Below are 17,438 nucleotides of genomic sequence, written 5' to 3'. Positions count from 1 at the left end.
GTAACCTGGATTATGACCCATTTCGCGCATCCCGCTTCTCAGCCAAGCTCAAGTGATGGTCATTGATCCGTGCGCCCACGCCTTCTCCATATTCCAAGCCCAACTCATACCAGGGCGCGGACTCTACATCCTTGCCGCGATCTTTTTTCCAGTGGATGTTGGGCTTCCAGCGCAGGATGCCTGCATCTTTCTTGGCGACGTCGCGGGCTTTGAGGAAGGGGCGGATGTTGAGGCGGACGCCGTCGTTGAGGTCGGGGGTCCAGCCGATGGGTTGTTCGGCGAGGGGTTTCCAGCGGACGAAGATATCGTAAGGCTTTTCGCCTTCGAGGATGGCTTCGAGTTGTTTTTTCAGGGCCTCGGCGGCGGCGAGGCGTTCCTGGGCGCCGTCTTCGCCGTTGGCGAGGCCGGCTTGCTGGGTGCGAATCCAGTCACCCAGGTAGGTGTAGATCAGGCGCTCAAGGCCAGCCTTGTCGAGCTTGTGGTAGTTGACCAGTACACTGAAGCCGTCCTTCAGGCCGTCCCAGATATGCCAGATAAAGGGCCGATGCTGGAACAGTTTGCAGTGCTGCTCGAAGAACTTGTCGCGCAGCCATAGGCTGAGAGATTTGCTGCCGACGGTTTCCAGCAGACGGTTTTTCAAAGGGGTGGTCCAGGCGTCGCCATAGGCAGTTTGCAGCAGGGCTTCCAGGCGCTGATCGGCGGCCTTTTCGCCGCGCACCGGCGGCAGGCAGACGATGCCGTCGTCATCGACAAAACCGGCCAAGGCCTGGCAGCGCTCGACCCATTCGCGCTGTTCGGCGGCCAGTTCCATTTTGGGGTCCAGCTCTGCCGGCCAGCGGTAGCCCAGCAAACGGGCGACGGCGACTTGCAGCACGCTGTCATCGACGCGCAGATCGCCGTGAGCGGTCCATTTGGTCTCTTCATCCCAGATTGCCGAGCCGCAGGGATGGCCGTGGAAGATCCATTGGGTGGGGTCGTTGGTGTAGGGCTGGGGTAGGCCGTTGGGGTATCGCTCTTCGGCGACTTTGATCCAGTGGTCATAATCAAATGGAACCTTCACCAAGGTCTTATTGGTAACCTTCAATGCAGAATCAATTGAACGCACAAGATCGCTATAACTACTACTTTCAATAAATGCCCAGATAGCGACCCTATTTCCCGACTCAAACGGAACGACAGCTGCTGCATTTTCATCAAACATATGACCTTCATAGAGCGTAACTGGAAGATCACCCATCTGACTAATTGAAAAACCTTTTTGGCCCCAAGCTTGGCGTCCTTTTATGTAGCAGGACGGTTCAGCAACCATTGCCCCCGCCCCAGACTCCCACAATAACACTTGGCTTCGGCCATCAAAAAAAGATGAGGCCCTAACAGATCCCTGATACGGCACCCAACCATCACTTATATTAATAGACTCCCAAAACTGGTGAATAAATCTATTCAAGTCACCAGTCGAAAGCCCTTTATATCCGTCTGAATATTTTTCCAGCAGCTCAAGTTCGCTATCAGACTCAAAAATTACACGAGCATCCGGATTCCCCAACTGCCTCCCCTGCTCCACACTCTTGACGTCATCCGTCAACAACCCCGCCGCCTTCTCCGCCGCCGTACGCGGTTCGGATACATCTACCCCACGAATCCAGTTGCCCGGCTCGTCACTGTGCAGCAGATCCGCCGACTGGCCTGCGGCATTGCCACGGCTCAGGTTGATCAGAATGGCTTTGACCACCTCGCCGCTGATGGTCTCGAAGGCACCCGGCCCCAGACGAGCAATCAAATGCCAGCTATCGTTCTGCAACAGCTTTTCGCGGAACTTGCGGTAGCTGGTCAGGAACAGCCAGTTCTGCGGCAGCACAATACTGGCGGTGCCGCCCTGCACACAGAACTCTAGGCAGCGATCAAGAAACACCGTAGCCAGATCATTCTTACCTGCGGGATAATGGGTTTCGCAGTAGTTCTTAAGGGTGTCATGCTGCTTGCCACGCGCCAGATAAGGCACGTTGGTGATCACCCAGGTGTATTGGCCAGCCAGCAGCTCGGCGGCTTTGGCCAGGCCCTGGGCGACAATGCCGGCTTCCAGACGATTGGTCAGGGCGGCGATTTCGCCGTCGGCCTGGTTTTGCTGGTTGGCCTGATCCTGAGTGAGCGCTTCACCCAGCAGTTGCTGCAGTTCGCTCCACTGGGCAATTTGCGCAGCCTTGCTGCGGCGCGGGTTGATCAGGCTGCCGAGTACCGGCGCATCCTTGAAGGTCTGGTACATCCAGTCCAAGGCAATGGTCAGGTTCTGCTTGCCAGCCTTGCGGCTGAGTTCTTTCCATTCGTCGCGGGCGGCGGCGATGGATAGGCCGCTGCAGGCCAGGTGCAATTCGGGCAGTGTGCGGTAGCCGCCGGCATCCGGGTAGCGCCAGGCTTCCAGGGCCACGGCAAAGGCCGCCAGCTCGACGCAGCGTTGATCCAGCTCCAGACCGTGGAGGTTTTCGCTGAGTACCTTGTCGATGGCTTGCCGTGCATTGAGCTGCTCGGCCTGCATGCGCATAGGCACCAGCATCAGGAAGGCAGCAACCAGGAAGTGGCCAGAACCACAGCAGGGGTCGAGGGCTTTAAGTTCGCTTAAGCTTTTCGGCCAGGCATCGAAGATGCCGGAGGCGGGTTGCCATATATCATCCCCCTCTCCCCGGCCCTCTCCCGCGAGGGGAGAGGGGGTTTTGACAAAGCGCAGATAGCTGAGCGGCACACCGGGAATAGCCGCTTTTTCGCGCAGCTCTTGCTCGCTTTGTGCCACTTGCCAGTCGTGCTCGGTGAGTCGTTGGCCTGCCCACCAGGCGCCCAGGCTGTTATCCAGCAGGAAACTGACCATGTAGGGTTCGGTAAACAGCTGGGTGACGGGCGAGAGTTCGTCGGCACCGATCTTCACCTCAGACTTGTTGACCTCTTCCTTGCGCTTGCTTTGCCAGAACTGATAGACCCAACCCAGACTGTCCTGGGCCCAGAAGGTGTCCGTTGCCAGGCCGATAACCAGTTTTTCCAGCTCCCGCTGGTGCTCGGGGGCGAACTCCAGGACAAAGACCGGCGAGTCGATACGGAAGATCTGCGGCAGCATTTTCGAGGCCAACACACCGGCCAGCTCCCAACCACTCTTACAGCCGCGCTCCAGGTCATCGCGCAGAGTGTCTGGGTCTTGCACTAATTCACTGCATTCGGCCAAGGTGAGCGGCGTGTGCTCGTCGTACATCAGCAGGTGGTTCTGCTCCAGAAAACGGGCGAACAACATGCGGTGCCAATGCTCGTAGGCGACCTCGGTGATCAGCTTGTTCAGGCTTTGCTGGCCGTTGGCCTGTTTGCTGTCACCTAACTGGCGGCCGTGGGCGCGCAGGCGGGTACGTAATTGGCGTTGCTGGTCATTGAGGTAGTCCGCCGCTTTAGCCTCGCCCACGCTCAGGCGGGTCAGCGCCTGGCTGGCGGCCAGTTCGGCAATGTCGCGGGCTTTGACCACGGTGGCTTCCAGCGCACGGCGCAGGGCTTTGTCGAGGGGCTGGCGGTGTGTGGTTCGGGTCATCAGAAGGTCACCGGTCCGTCGTTGAGTTTGCTGAGAATCTGTTGTTTCACTTCCGCCAGCCAGGCATCGATATCGGCTTCGCTTTCAAAGGTTTTGCGCGGCAGGCTGATGCGTTGCAGCTTGGGTTGCAGCAGCTCGGCGGCCTCCAGGCGGGCGCTGTCGAACTTGCTGGCCAGGGACTCGGTGCGGTCGGCCCACTGCTCCAGGCTGACCTCACTGAGGCTGTCGATAATCGCCTCGGCATCGTTCAGCGTGGGTTGCTCCAGGGTCAGCAGCTTGCGTTTGTCCAGAATGGCGCGCTGTTGCTCGTCGCTGAGCTGATGCCAGTGGCTGTCGGCTTGCAGTTGGGCCAGGCACTTGGCGTGCTGATCCAGATAGGCCTGCACATGAAACTGGATGGCGTCGCGCAGCTTGTTGACCAGTTGGTTGATCAAACCCGTGGCCGGGTTGGGATCATCCAGCAGGGAGCGGTGCTGACTGATGGCATCCGCTTCGGCCTGAATGGGCGCGTGGAAGGCCAGGCCGCGACTGACGTCGAGCAGGCTGGTCAGCAGGGTCCAGTCACCCCGGCGGGCGTCAATGCGTTGGGCGGTATCGTTCCAGTCCTTGATCGCCTGTTTGATGGCGTCCTGTTCATCCAGTACCTGCTTGAGCTGGGCATTACCCGATTGGCGGGCCAGTTCATCAAAGACCTTGGTATCCGGCACTGCCGGGAATGGTGCGGCTCCACCGGCACGCTTGGCCAGTTCGCGGCCCTTTTCTGCCAGTAAGGGCAGCTTGCTGGCCTCCTCGCCCGGCTGGCAATCGATACCGCTGGCACTGAGTACGCCACGGATCTTGATCAGGTCCACCGGGCGGATGGTGATGCTTTCTGGGCGGAAGCTGGCCTGGGTGATCTGCTTGCGCTCCAGGGCGCTGGCGGTGACCGGGTTGTTGCGGCTGTCAGTCGCAATCAGGATACCGCTGGCGAGCAGTACATAGAGCGCGCCGTCGATGGCATCCTGCGGCCAGCCATAGGGCGCGGCGAGGAAGTGCTCACGGATTTCACTGCCCTTTTTCGAGACGCCAATAAAGCGCTTGATGGCGGCACAGACCGGATGCTGTTCGGCATCGCCACTGTAACCAAGCACGTCGAGAGCGTTCTGTCCGCCGTCTTTACTGGCGCGCTCGTAGACCTTGCCCCAGGCCGGGTGATCGGCCTGGTCGAACTCACGGTAGAGCCTGACCAGTGAGGCCTTGGCGGCGATTTCGACGCGGTCGCTGATGCTGTTGCCGTCTACCTCGTTACCGCCGGCCTGCAACACCTGTACACCCTCGAAGATTTCACGCAGCAGGGCTTGCACCTGCTTCTGGGCATCGCGGTGGCGGGTTTCCATGGCGCTGCGAGCATCTTTACCGGCGTCGGTGTTAGGGATACCACGCTTGTCCAGGGTGGCCTGGGCGGCGTGTTCGGCAGTAATGGCGTTGGTCAGCTCGGAACGGTTACGTGCCGGCACATAGATAAAGATAGTAGGCTCGCTGGGGTTGCGGCTGCGGGCCTCGGTCATAAAGCTTTTTTCATCCAGCGCCCAGCCATCCTGCACCCAGGCGTAAATCTTGTCGCTGGCGTCTTTTGGCAGCTCGGGGTCAAAGCAGGGAATGACCTGGCGGGGTTCGTTGCATTTGCCCTGGGTCAGGCGCACCTGGGCGATCTGTCGGCGCAGTTCCTTGTGCAGCAGATCAACCCGGATGTTTTCTACCCGTTGCAGGTTGCCGCGCAAGTCGGCCTCCTCCTGGCGCAGGGTGTCGTACCACTGGGCGCTTTCCTGGGTTTGCAGGCGGTATTCGGTGCCGGTGCTGGTTTGCATGGGCATGACCAGCCCCTCCTCGGCCAGCTCCTGCAGTAGCTTGGGTACCTGGGTGCGGATGACGTCTTTGCCCTGGTTAAGGTCATCAATCAGCAGGTCACCGAGCATGTCGGCGGTGGCGCGCACGCCGCAGTCTGCGGTCGGGTCGGTAGGCAGTTTGCCGATCAGTAGCACCAGGGAGAGGATGCGGGACTTGAGTTTATCGTCGGCATCACCGGCTGACAGTCGGCCAATGATTTCGGCGATTTCTTTGGAGATGACCCCGGTCTGTAGCAGGTTGACCGAGATCTGGTTGTAGATAAAGTCCGCAGCGACTACGTGGCCCAGGGGCTGATCGGCCGTGGCCTGGGCCGCCTCATGGATAACCTTGAGCTGGTTACGCAGCTGCGAGGCGGTGCCGGTGGTATCGACAATACGCAGGACCTTTTCCCAGAAGCGCCGGCGGACCGGCAGCAGCGGGTAGTCGGCCAGCATGACCTTTTCATCGTCGCGGTGGTGCTCGATCCTGGTGCCGCGAAGCTGCCGGGAGATTTCGCCCAGGTGAGCGTTCATGACTTGCTCCAGCTGCGGGCGGGCAGAGGCTTTCTTGCGCAGGATGACCTTGCGGATCACCGATTCAACGTCGGTATCCGACAGTTGCACGGGAATCTGGAAGCGCCCGAGCAGGCGCTGCAGGTTAGCCATGCCTGAGAGGGCGCTCTGCCCGGTGGCAACAAAGAGCATCTTGCTTTTGAATTTGGAGCTCTTGCAGCAGGTTTCCACCACTTCTTGAACCTGGTGGGCCTTTTCCGAATCGGAGCCGACGTATTGCTGCACCTCGTCGAGCACGATCAGGGTCAGCGGAAACTGGCCGTCGTTGGCCAAGGCATCAAAGATGGCGTCGACCATCTGCTGATTGGTGACGTCCTGCACATTGGGGTATTGCTCGCGCAGCAACTGGCGCACCGCTTTGACGTCATCAGCCAGGGTGTTGTCGATGGCCAGCAAGGCGCGGGCGATGCTGCTGGACACATAGAGGTCTTCCAGCTCGTCGTCCCAGTTATCGCCTGATTCCTCAACGTGGGCTTTGACCTGATCAAAAATGCCCTGCTTGTGCAGCCAGAGTACAAAGCGCGCCTGGTGGTATTGCTCCGGCAGGCCGGCGGACTTGAACACGATGTTCAGCAGCGCCAGGCGCACATTGTTGTTGGCGCCTGCGCCCAGGGTACCGGAGGCGGCGTGCAGGCCACCGTGGCGACGGGCCTGGATGCTCAGCTCCTTGAAGTGATCCTTGACCTCTTGGGGTAGCTCGGCAATATCGCGGGCGCTGACACCATCCGCAAACGGCTGATTGGTCCAGAGCGCACGCAGCATTTTGGCCAGATGGGATTTACCGGAACCGAAGAAGCCCGAGATCCATACGCCCGGCTGCTCATGGCCATCGTTCAGATTACGCAGGTAAGCGGAGAGGATTTTGTCGAGACCGGCTTCATATTCACCGTCACAGACGAAGGTTTGCAGCTCATAGCGCAGGGTTTTCAGCGCCTGTGCTGATTGATCGTCCTTTACTTCGGCGACACCGTTGTTTTCCAGCCGGTTCTGTTGCGGGTCTAGGTCGTAAATCTCGCGGTTCAACATCCTGGGCGTACTCCCTGTGCGCATGGGCGCTATTTAATTCAAAACGGCTGCAAAGACTGATAATCAGTTGTCTGCCGTAATGGCGGTGGCCTGATAGCCCCAGCCATCGCGGGCATCCAGCAGGCGATAGGTGTTGTTGATGTACTCGCCGGGGAAGAGCACCAGCAAACGCCCCGGCACATGCTCGGCCAGCTGTTTGACGAAATCGGAGACCGAGGCAAACCCGAACAGGGTGCCACAGCCAACCAGGGCCACCAGGGTGTTGCTGTCGGCCTGATCCTTGATGCGTTCAGCCAATTCGGTGACCGACTGGCGCACGAAGGTTTTGTATTTCGGGGTGAGGCTTTCCGGGTCTTCGAAGTAGTCTTCGCGGTACTTTTGCTGCGCCATCCAATCGGGGAACAACCGGGTAATATCCAGCTCCAGCCAGGGGTGGCCGGCGTTTTGCGTGGCCAGGCGAAACTCTTCGATACGGGCACGCAGCTTGAGCTCGTCTTCCTTGTGGTAGACGGCAAAGAGCACCCGCTGCTCGTTGGCCAAGCCACTGATCCACGGCAGGCTGATGTGGTTGCTGTAGCTTGTCAGCAGACGGTTTAGCCGGTTACTCATGCAGCCAGCCCTCCTCTTCCTTGGTCAGGTAGTCGGGAAAGGTCACTTCCACGACCTCACTGGAGTGTTTGAAATTCAGCAGGCCGCTGTGACTGGCTTGGCGCGCCAGCTCCAGCAAGCGCTCAGGGCGGCAGCCCAGCAGCTTGGTCCATTCGGTGTTGAACAGGCGGGTGCCCGTGGCGCCTTGCAGGTAGCCGAGAAATAGTGCGAAGACGACATTGACCGGGCGAATATCGGGCTCGGTGCGGTGTTTCTTTTGGCGGCCCTCGAGGTAGCCAGCGTGGGTCCAGGTACCGTTGAGATTCTGAGCGATCGACTTCAGGCTCGCTGGACTAAAGCGGCCCGGGCACCTTTCTTCAATAAATTGCTCCATCTCTTCGCGCGTAAATCGCTGCATTGGGGTCAGAGCCAAAATTTTGATTTGCGACAAGCGCAACATTGGATCCCTTGCCAAGACTATTTGGCATCCCAGCAAAGATCGTGCGTGCTCATCGATTTCCCACAACCATCGAAAGATGCGAAAGATCACTACATCTGTATCCAGAGCATACAAACTGACTAGATGGCGCCATGTAAGATTACGAGACTTCTGGGTGCCTTTGCGTAGAACGTTGAAGCATTCGACGTCTTCCTTATACTGATGAAAGGTCGCATCGATACCACGCTTCTGAAAAAGCTGGACAACCTCTGCTAGCATCATGGTACGTGCAGCATGAGCGCCATTTTTTGCCGAACTTGAAACCGTATTTTTCTTGCGGGTCGAATGCCACTCACCGAACCTCTAATCATAAAAATTTGATGCTTATGCATGGCATTAGTGCAACCCCGCCCACACTAATTTTGGTGGCAATTCAACATGTAATGCTTCGCTGCTGATGGAAGTTACGCAGCCACACATAAGCCGATATCCGAGCTTCAGACTGAAGACAGGCCATAATAAAAATCAAGAACAAGGCGCGCTAACTACTTAAATTTAATGCGAATTTAGCGCTTTGCTCTTTGCATATTGCTACTCTGATGTCGTACGGATTAGACCGCAAGCGCCTGATGGATCAAGCTCCTGCCCGCAGATGTACTATATCTTCCCATAAGAACTAAAACCAATGTATGAGCTGAAATATGGGCCAGCCAAATTACAAACACAAAAAAGCCGCTGTAAACAGCGGCTTATTCGTAATACTTGGCGGAGGGACAGGGATTCGAACCCTGGATAGGCTATTAACCTATGCCGGTTTTCAAGACCGGTGCATTCAACCGCTCTGCCATCCCTCCGGCTTATGGGTGCGTATAATAACAGCTTTCCCTTGGAAGTCAACGCCTTTTGAATCAATTAGTAGAGTCTTAAGCCTACCCGGGTAATGTCGCCGCCTTCCATCTCGCTGACCACCCAGTGAATGCCGTGCCAGTCCACGTCGTCCCCTACCACTGGGTGGCCGCCTACCCGCAGGGAGACGAACTCGGCCAGGGTCATCTCCTGCTCGCCGGGGCTCAGGGTCAGGCCGTAGGCCTGGGCAATGTCTTGCATCTGAGCGGTGCCGTCCAGGGTAAAGGTACCGAAGAACGCCCGCTCCTGCTTGAGCTTGGCATCGCCATTGAACAAGCGATTCAGGGCCACCAGGTCTTCACTGCGACCAATCACGCAGATCACATCGCCCAGCTTCAGTCGGGTGCTGCCTTTGGGGTGGAGCATGACGTGGTTGCGGAACAGCGACGAGATCAAGGCGCCCGATGGAAACCGCAGCAGCCGGATAGGCACATCGTCCAGGTCCTGGTTTTCCACCGTGTAGACGAACATTTCAAAATCGTTTTCCGGCAGGATGCCCAGCGGGCCGCGCCGATTGGGCGTGGTGCCCACGGGCACCTGCACCTTCAACCAGCGGGCCACCAGGTTGAGCGAACCGCCTTGAATCAGTAGCGACATCAGCACCACGGCGAAGGCCACGTTAAAGTAAAGCGAGGCATTTTCGACGCCGCCAATGACCGGGAAAATGGCCAGCACGATAGGCACGGCACCCCGCAAGCCTACCCAGGCAATAAAGAAGGTCTCGCGCCAGCGGAACTTGAAGAACGGCTTGATGGTGATCAGCACCGCCAGCGGCCGCGCGACAAAGATCAATGCCAACGCCACTAAACTGGCTGGCAGCGCGACTTCCCAGAGCTGGCTGGGTGCTACCAGCAGGCCGAGCACCAGGAACAGGCCAATCTGGCTTAACCAGGCCAGCCCGTCATGCACCGGTAGAATGAAGTTGAGGTGCCTGCCTGGCTGATTGCCGATCATCAACCCGGCCAGGTAAATGGCCAGGAAGCCACTGCCGCCCAGCACGCTGGTAAGACCAAAGACACTGAACCCCAGGGCAAGCGCCAGCATGGAGTAGAGGCCTGGCGCCAGGTCCAGCCAGCGCAACAACTTGGCGCTACCCCAGCCGCCTGCCACGCCCACCAGCAGGCCGATGCCGAACTGAGAAACGAAGAACATCAACGTCTCGCTAATGCCGCCAATATCCCCCACCAGCATCTCGACCAGCATCAGCGTCAGGAAAATCGCCATCGGGTCGTTGGTGCCTGATTCGATCTCCAGCGTTGCCCCAACCCGCTCGTTCAGGTTCACCCCACGGCCACTGAGCATCGAGAACACGGCCGCCGCGTCGGTGGAGCCGACGATGGCCCCCACCAGCAGCCCCTGAATCAAGGTGAGGTCGAAGACCCACATGGCGATAACGCCCACGATGGCGCTGGTGATGAACACCCCCAGCGTTGCCAGCGAAAGGGCTGGACGAAACCCCACGCGAAACGTCTTGAGTCGTGTACGTAACCCACCATCCAGCAGAATCATGGCCAGCGCCAGATGGCCGATGGTAAAGGCCATGGAGTAGTCATCGAACTCGAGACCCAATAAGCCCTCCTCTCCGGCCAGCATTCCCAGCCCCAGGAAGATCAGCAGTAGCGGCACGCCCATCATGGAGGACAAGCGGCTCGCCAGAATGCTGAGCGCCATGAGGGAACCGCCTACCAGAAAGAAGGTATAAATTGCGTCCATGAGTCTCCGTCTCTACATCAATGCCGTTCTATTATTGCATGCCCAAGCGGATTTTACTGGGCGAGTTGGCCAGATGGCCCCAGGGCTAGCCAGAGACTTCCCCAGACAGCTAAACTCCGCCGTCGTACCCTCTGGAGTTCAGGTTATGTTGAACGCATTATTGCGTGCCCGTTCCATACTTACCCTAGTCTTAGCGTTTTTTTATTATTTTCAATTTCAGCCACTTACGCAAATGATACAGAAACACCCGACACTCGCCCGCCCCCTTGCAGCTTGAAAGCGATCTGGTGCTGCCTGAAGGGCTGTGGCCAAGCACTCACCCCCCCGAGGTAGAAGCGGCGCCCGTCGAAAGCGACGAGCCTGACACAGCTGCCCCGGAACAAGCGTCCAGTGAAGACGATGCGCCCAGCATGGCACTGGTGCCTCCGCCGCCTCTGGACCCACCGCCCATGAAGCACCTGAGCCTGATGCTCGATTGGTACTTGAGCCCCCAGCATGCCCCCCTGATCGTTGCCAGGGAGCGCGGGCTGTTTGCGCTGCAAGGGCTGGAGGTGGAGCTGCAGACGCCCGCCGACCCGGCCATCGCCATCAAGCTGCTGGCGGCCGGCGAGGTAGACCTGGCGCTCTCACGCCAGCCGCTGCTGCACCTTCATGTGCATGATGGCGCCCCCATCGTGCGGGTGGCGACGCTGGTCGAAACCCCGTTGAATGCCGTGATCGTGGCAGGCACCGCCACTTCGCCCGACCCCCTCCAGGGATTGGGCAGAGTTCACTATGGCTTCTCGACCCGCGAAGGGCGCGACCTGCTGGCGGAACCGCTGGTGCCCCTGTCCCTGCGGCAAATCGATGAGTTCTCGCCCGCCGAAAACGTCCACTTCGATGCGGCTGGCGCTCTGCGCGAAGGGCGCGTCGACGCCATTGCCGACGGCTTTTATCTGACCCTGCCGGAAGAGCTGGCCTCAGACGGTATCGTAACCCACACGGTGCGTTATCAAGCGCTCGACATTCCCCGCCATGATGGCCTGATCCTGCTGGCCAACAGCGATTCTGTCGCGCGGCGGGCAGCCACCTGGTCGCGTTTGGTGACCGCACTGGAAGAGGCCAGCAACTGGATCGTCGACCACCCCGACGAGGCCTGGCAACTAGTGATCAACACTCAGCCAGTGCTCGACAACCCGGTCAACCAGGGCGCCTGGGCAAATATCGTGCGCCGCCTGGCGCTGAGCCCGGCCGCCCTGGATGAGCGTCGTTACAGCGCCTTCGAACGTTACCTGCTGGCCTCCGGCACGATAGAGGCCACGCTGCCTGCCTCGCGGCTGGCCATTAATCCGCATACCCTGGCCGAGCCATAAGCGCGCCCAGGCGGGAGCCGCAGGCAGCACTGGCGTTGAACACACTTGCCGGGCAGTTCGACATGGATACCTACCGCATTCTCAACCGCTTCATCCGCGACGCCGATCAGCACGGGCTGTCGATCGAGCCGCTGGGTTGAGTGGCTGGATTGGAGGCTGAATTAAGAGGGCTAGCGTCAGGAGTGCGCCGCAATAAAAGCGTCGATCCCCTGTTGAAACGCTTCTGGCTGGTCAACATGCAGCCAATGCCCAGCATTCTTCAGCGTCACCAGGCGGGCCCGTGGCAGCACTTCGCGTAGTTTGGGCAGCATCTCATCCGTCACGTAGTGAGAGTTGGCCCCACGCAGCACCAGCGCTGGCCCCTCATAGGCGGCCTCTCCTTCCGGCTCACCGATGATGTGCTCATAGCCCCGCTGAATCTCGTCCAGCCCCACGCGAATGCTCATCCTCCCCTGCTCGTCTCGTACCAGGTTGGTGGCCAGGAACAGGCGCGTGGGCCGCTCGCTGACATGCTCGGCCAATAGCGCATCGGCTTCACGGCGATTGGCAGGCTTGGCGTCTCTGACGCGATTCAGCGCCGCGAACACATCGTCATGACCATGCTGGTAGGCCACCGGGGCGATATCGGCCACCATCAGCGACAGGCAGCGTTCGGGGGCTTGCCGAGCCAGCGTCATGGCCACTTTTCCGCCCATGGAGTGGCCAAGAATATGCGCGTCCTCGATGGAGAGCTTGTCCATCACGGCCAGCACGTCATCGCTCATGGCGGTGTAGCGCATGCCTTCGGCATGGGGCGAGCGGCCATGATTGCGCAGATCCACCGCCACCACCCGGCGCTTGCGCTGCCACACCTTGAGATGCGAGCGCCAGTTGTCGGCACTTCCCAACAATCCATGAATGACGATCAGCGGCGCTTGCTCAGGTGCTTCCACCTCGGCGGGCAGATCGATCACGTGCAGGTCGACAGTGGCCTGTTCGGTCATGGGGGCTCCTTGATGATTAAGCGGTGCGTGGTTCGGCGTCTGTCTGGCCGGTCCATACCACCAGCCTGCGCGTCAGCCACGCCAGCAATAAGCCGTACAGCGGCAGGAAGAACAACAGGCTGATCGCCAGTTTGATGACGTAGTCCACCGTGGCAATTTCCACCCAATGGGCGGCCATGAACGGATCGGGGCTGTTGTAAAAGGCGGTCGCAAAAAAGGCAAAGGTATCCGCCAGGTTACCCAGGATGGTGGAGCAGACCGGCGCTACCCACCAGGCCCATTGGCGCAACCGGTCAAAGACCTGCACATCCAGCAATTGGCCCAGCACGTAGGCCAGGAAGCTGGCCAGGGCAATCCGCGCCACGAACAGGTTCCACTCGCCCAGCGCTTCAAGGCCCGCGAAACTGCCACGGGGAAACACCACCGACACCACATAGGATACCAACAGCGCGGGAAACATGACCCGTAATACGATGGTGCGTGCAGGCCCTTTACCAAACAGGCGGACGGTCAGGTCGGTGGCCAGAAAGATGAACGGAAAGCTGAAGGCTCCCCAGGTGGTGTGAAAGCCGAACAGCGTAAAGGGAAGCTGCACCAGATAGTTGCTGGCGGCAATGATGGCAATATGAAAGAGAACCATTACCGTCAGGCAACGGCGATGCTGAAGATCGGTGAGCGCAAACATGGAGCGAGACCTTTTTTTGGTGGCAAGAGGGGTTAGGGAACCCTCGTGAACAGCGTGATGACGCTACTGGGGCGCGCATTATACGCCTTCTCGCTGGTAATGAAAGCCGCCCAGGCTCTCCGGGCGGCCAACCTGGTTTCAGTCCTGCTGAGGTTTCGCTTGCTCTGCGGCACCTACCTGACGCTGACACATGGCTTCATGCACGTCATCGAGGCTAGTGGGGTCATCGATGGTCGATGGAATACCGTAGGACTTGCCATCGGCGATATTGCGCAGCAGCTTGCGCAATATTTTGCCCGAACGGGTTTTCGGTAGCCGATTGACCACCAGCACCTGCTTGAAGCAGGCAATCGGGCCGATATGTTCACGCACCCGCTCGATGAGTTCGGCTTCCAGCGTCGCTTCGTCGCCCTGGAAGCCATCCTTGGGAATGACCAGTCCTATCGGGAGCTGCCCTTTCAACTCGTCATGAATGCCAATCACCGCGCATTCGGCCACTGCGGGGTGTGCCCCCACCACTTCCTCCATTTCACCGGTGGAGAGGCGATGCCCCGCCACATTGATCACGTCATCGGTGCGCCCCATGATGAACAGGTAGCCCTCCTCATCGAAATAGCCGCCATCCCCGGTCAGGTAAAAACCCGGGAAAGCCGCCATGTAAGCACTGTGGAAACGCTGCGGGTCACGCCATACGCCGATCAAACAGCCTGGCGGCAGCGGCTGCTTGATCACCACGCTGCCCTGCTGCATGGCCTCGGCCTGCTCGCCGTCGCGATCCAGAATGCGTACGTCGAAGCCGGGCACGGGATACGTGGCCGAACCGGCCTTGGTGGGCACGGCTTCGATGCCGGGCAAGTTGGCGGCAATCGGCCAGCCGGTTTCGGTTTGCCACCAGTGATCGATCACCGGTACGTCCAGCAGGTCATCCAGCCAATGGAACGTGGGGGGATCGAGCCGCTCCCCCGCCACATACAGATGTTTCAGGCTGCTGATATCGTATTGCGAGAGTAGCTTTGCGTCCGGGTCCTCTTTCTTGATGGCCCGGAACGCCGTAGGCGCCGTAAAGAAGCTCTTGACGCGGTACTCCTCGATCAGCCGCCAGAACGCCCCGGCATCCGGCGTGCGCACGGGCTTGCCTTCGTATACCACCGTGGTGCAGCCACGTAGCAGCGGCGCGTAAACGATATAGGAGTGCCCGACGACCCACCCCACATCCGAAGCCGTGAACATCACATCGCCCGGCGCCAGGTCGTAAATGGCCTCCATGGAGTAGTGCAGCGCCACGGCGTAACCACCCGTATCGCGTACCACGCCCTTGGGCTTGCCCGTGGTGCCGGAGGTGTAGAGGATATACAGCGGATCGGTCGCCTTGACGGGCACACAGTCAGCGGCCTGGGCACTGGCTTCGAGCGTTGCCCAATCGTGATCCTCCGGCTGCAGCTCGGCCTGGTGGGCGTCGCGCTGGAACACCACGCACGCTTGGGGTTTGAAGCTACTCAGCTCGATGGCGCGCTCCACGATGGGCTTGTAAGGCAGCACCTTGTCGACCTCCACCCCGCAAGAAGCCGCAATGACTACCCTTGGCTCGGCATCTTCGATGCGTACCGCCAGCTCGTGGGGGGCAAAGCCGCCAAAGACCACGGAGTGCACCGCGCCCAGGCGGGCACAGGCGTACATGGCAATCAGCGCCTCCGGCACCATGGGCATGTAAATGACCACCCGGTCACCCTTGGTGACGCCCAATTGCGCCAGGCCTCCGGCTACCTTGGCGACCCGGTCGCGCAACTGGCGGTAAGTGAGCGTCTGTTTGCCGCGGGTAACCGGCGAGTCCCAGAAAATGGCCGCCTGTTCGCCGCGGCCCTGCTCTACGTGTACATCGATGGCAGCGTGGCAGATATTGAGCACGCCATCACCAAACCAGCGGGCATGCCGCTGTTCGTCATAGCTGAGGATAGTACTGGGGGGCGTATACCAGGGCAGTTTGCGAGCCTGTGCGGCCCAGAACGCTTCTGGCTGTTCAACCGACTGCTGGTAGATGGAGTGGTAACGGTTCATGGCGGCCTTGTCATTGTTGTGAACTTGATTGTTGACACTCTACAAAGCAAAGCGCGCTTTCACCCTCATACTATGGGCTTAAATTCGACCAAAGCGAATATGGAGAAGAGAGATTGTCGACAAAAAATCGACGCTTACCATTGATAGAACGTTAATCGCGCATTTGGACAAAAAGCGCTAAATTAATGATCATTCAACAACCCAATCCTCGCGACGCGACGATGGCTACATAATCAATAACAACGCTGTCACCACAGTGTAGGCAAGGAGAGTTTCATGTCTGCTTCTACTAGCGCCGCTGCACGCCTTCTGGAACACAATGGGCTCGCCATCGAGGCTGGCACCCAGCTGCTCAAGGCTCTGGCCAATGAAAAACGGCTGCAAATTCTTTGCTTGCTGGCAGAGACGGAGCTCTCTGTCACGCAGATCAATCAACAGCTGTCGCTGAGCCAGTCTGCGCTTTCCCAGCACCTGGCCATTTTGCGCCGAGACAAGCTGGTCGATACGCGCCGTGAATCGCAAACCATCTATTACTCGCTCAACAGTGACAGCGCCAGGGCGATCATCAGTACCCTGGCACAGCACTATGCGGCCTGACGCTGTCAGGTCAACGACGCAACCAACCGGCTGACTCGACCACCCCCAGCGCTTTCACCAGCGCATTCTCGATGCCCGCCGACACCGCAAGGCCAAACCGGCGCCCCATGGTCTTCGGCGGTTCCAGCTTCACCCAGTATACCTGCGCATCGGCCATGCGCTCGACCAGGTAGGCTTCGCTGGTGCCCACGCTGTCTATCAGCTTGTGTTCCAGCGCTTCGCTGCCGTACCAGACCTCTCCCGTCGCCAACTGCTCGATATCCATGTCGGGTCGGTGGCTAGCCACAAAAGACTTGAACAAACGATGGGTATTCTCGAGGTCGTCGATGAACTTCTCGCGCCCTTCCTCGGTGTTTTCTCCCAGTATGGACAAGGTACGCTTGTACTTGCCAGCGGTGAGCAGCTCCACGTCGATATCGTTGCGTTTGAGCAAACGGTGGATATTGGGCACCTGAGCCACTACCCCGATGGAGCCAATGACCGCAAATGGGGCCGCTTTGATGTGGTGAGCGGTACACGCCATCATATAGCCACCGCTGGCCGCGACTTTATCGATACACACCGTGGTGGTCAGCCCCGCTTCCCGCAGCCGGTCCAACTGAGCCGACACCAGCCCATAGGCGTGCACCAATCCGCCCGCCGACTCCAGACGCACCACCACTTCGTCACTGGCGCTGGCCACATCGATCACCGCCGACACTTCCTGGGCAAAGGTTTCAGCCTGGGAGGCCTTGATATCGCCATGGAAATCCAGCACCCATAGTTTTTGAACAGCGTCAGAAGGACTCTTACCCTGCTTGGCCGCCTTTTGCCGCGCCTTCTCTTCCTGGCGGAAGGCCTTGATCAGCTTCTTGCGGGCGCCCTGCTCGGTCGTGTTGACCCGCAGCCGCCGGCCACGGGCTCGACGCTGGTCGTTCAGGGATTCTACCTGTAGCCTCAATCCCGATGACGGGGACTCCTTGCTTCGCATCACCAGCATCAGCAACGCTGCCGCTGCTGCCAGCACCAGCGTGGTTTGCAGCAGGAAAGTGCCCATTTCCACCAACCATTCCGCCATGACTCATCTCCTCAGGTATTTTTAAACGCTGGAAAGTATT

The 17,438-nt window shown here is 59.2% G+C and carries 10 protein-coding genes, 1 tRNA gene and 1 pseudogene; 2 read left to right on the top strand and 10 right to left on the bottom strand.

Annotated features, from left to right (window positions below; translation table 11 throughout):
- Positions 1-10: 10 nt before the first annotated feature.
- The 6 genes from B7L72_RS05670 to B7L72_RS05645 form a co-directional block, all read right to left on the bottom strand.
- The gene (locus tag B7L72_RS05670) at positions 11-3,559 is read right to left on the bottom strand and encodes an Eco57I restriction-modification methylase domain-containing protein (protein WP_081193133.1); all 3,549 of its coding nucleotides are present in this window, start codon (positions 3,557-3,559) and stop codon (positions 11-13) included.
- Positions 3,559-7,023 (bottom strand): BREX system P-loop protein BrxC, encoded by a 3,465-nt coding sequence (gene brxC / locus B7L72_RS05665; RefSeq protein WP_081193131.1) that lies wholly within the window; start codon positions 7,021-7,023, stop codon positions 3,559-3,561. The genes B7L72_RS05670 and brxC overlap by 1 nt, the downstream gene beginning before the upstream one ends.
- Positions 7,024-7,086: 63 nt before the next feature.
- On the bottom strand, positions 7,087-7,632 hold the full coding sequence (locus tag B7L72_RS05660) for a BREX protein BrxB domain-containing protein (protein WP_081193129.1): 546 nt from the start codon (positions 7,630-7,632) through the stop codon (positions 7,087-7,089).
- Positions 7,625-8,332: a hypothetical protein gene (locus B7L72_RS05655; protein ID WP_217806059.1), complete on the bottom strand. Its 708-nt coding sequence runs from the start codon at positions 8,330-8,332 to the stop codon at positions 7,625-7,627. Before B7L72_RS05655 ends, B7L72_RS05660 begins: the two co-directional genes overlap by 8 nt.
- 481 nt (positions 8,333-8,813) lie before the next feature.
- Positions 8,814-8,904 (bottom strand) — tRNA-Ser (locus tag B7L72_RS05650).
- A gap of 58 nt (positions 8,905-8,962) precedes the next feature.
- Positions 8,963-10,669 carry a potassium/proton antiporter gene (locus tag B7L72_RS05645; RefSeq protein ID WP_081193127.1) on the bottom strand — a complete coding sequence of 569 codons (1,707 nt, stop codon included), beginning with the start codon at positions 10,667-10,669 and terminating at the stop codon, positions 8,963-8,965.
- A 266-nt stretch (positions 10,670-10,935) separates the two neighbouring features.
- On the opposite strand from B7L72_RS05645, the gene B7L72_RS05640 reads away from it, so the two are divergent.
- Positions 10,936-12,021 (top strand): ABC transporter substrate-binding protein, encoded by a 1,086-nt coding sequence (locus tag B7L72_RS05640; RefSeq protein ID WP_254893762.1) that lies wholly within the window; start codon positions 10,936-10,938, stop codon positions 12,019-12,021.
- Between the two features lie 176 nt (positions 12,022-12,197).
- Here B7L72_RS05640 and B7L72_RS05635 read toward each other — a convergent pair whose 3' ends face one another.
- From B7L72_RS05635 to B7L72_RS05625, 3 genes and pseudogenes are all read right to left on the bottom strand, one after another.
- Positions 12,198-13,004: an alpha/beta fold hydrolase gene (locus B7L72_RS05635; protein WP_081193125.1), complete on the bottom strand. Its 807-nt coding sequence runs from the start codon at positions 13,002-13,004 to the stop codon at positions 12,198-12,200.
- Between the two features lie 16 nt (positions 13,005-13,020).
- Positions 13,021-13,689 carry a 7-cyano-7-deazaguanine/7-aminomethyl-7-deazaguanine transporter gene (locus tag B7L72_RS05630; RefSeq protein ID WP_016913879.1) on the bottom strand — a complete coding sequence of 223 codons (669 nt, stop codon included), beginning with the start codon at positions 13,687-13,689 and terminating at the stop codon, positions 13,021-13,023.
- A 138-nt stretch (positions 13,690-13,827) separates the two neighbouring features.
- Positions 13,828-15,765, bottom strand: a pseudogene (locus B7L72_RS05625) (propionyl-CoA synthetase); the annotation flags it as partial.
- Between the two features lie 255 nt (positions 15,766-16,020).
- Between B7L72_RS05625 and B7L72_RS05620 the strand changes: the two are divergent.
- Positions 16,021-16,341, top strand: coding sequence for an ArsR/SmtB family transcription factor (locus tag B7L72_RS05620; RefSeq protein WP_016913881.1), 321 nt, complete (start codon positions 16,021-16,023; stop codon positions 16,339-16,341).
- A gap of 10 nt (positions 16,342-16,351) precedes the next feature.
- Here the strand turns inward: B7L72_RS05620 and sohB are convergent, their stop codons facing one another.
- Positions 16,352-17,398 (bottom strand): protease SohB, encoded by a 1,047-nt coding sequence (gene sohB / locus B7L72_RS05615; protein WP_081193121.1) that lies wholly within the window; start codon positions 17,396-17,398, stop codon positions 16,352-16,354.
- Positions 17,399-17,438 lie beyond the last annotated feature (40 nt).

The organism is Halomonas sp. BC1 (assembly GCF_002078135.1).
GTDB lineage: Bacteria > Pseudomonadota > Gammaproteobacteria > Pseudomonadales > Halomonadaceae > Vreelandella > Vreelandella stevensii.
This window is presented reverse-complemented; position numbering and strand designations above follow the sequence as displayed.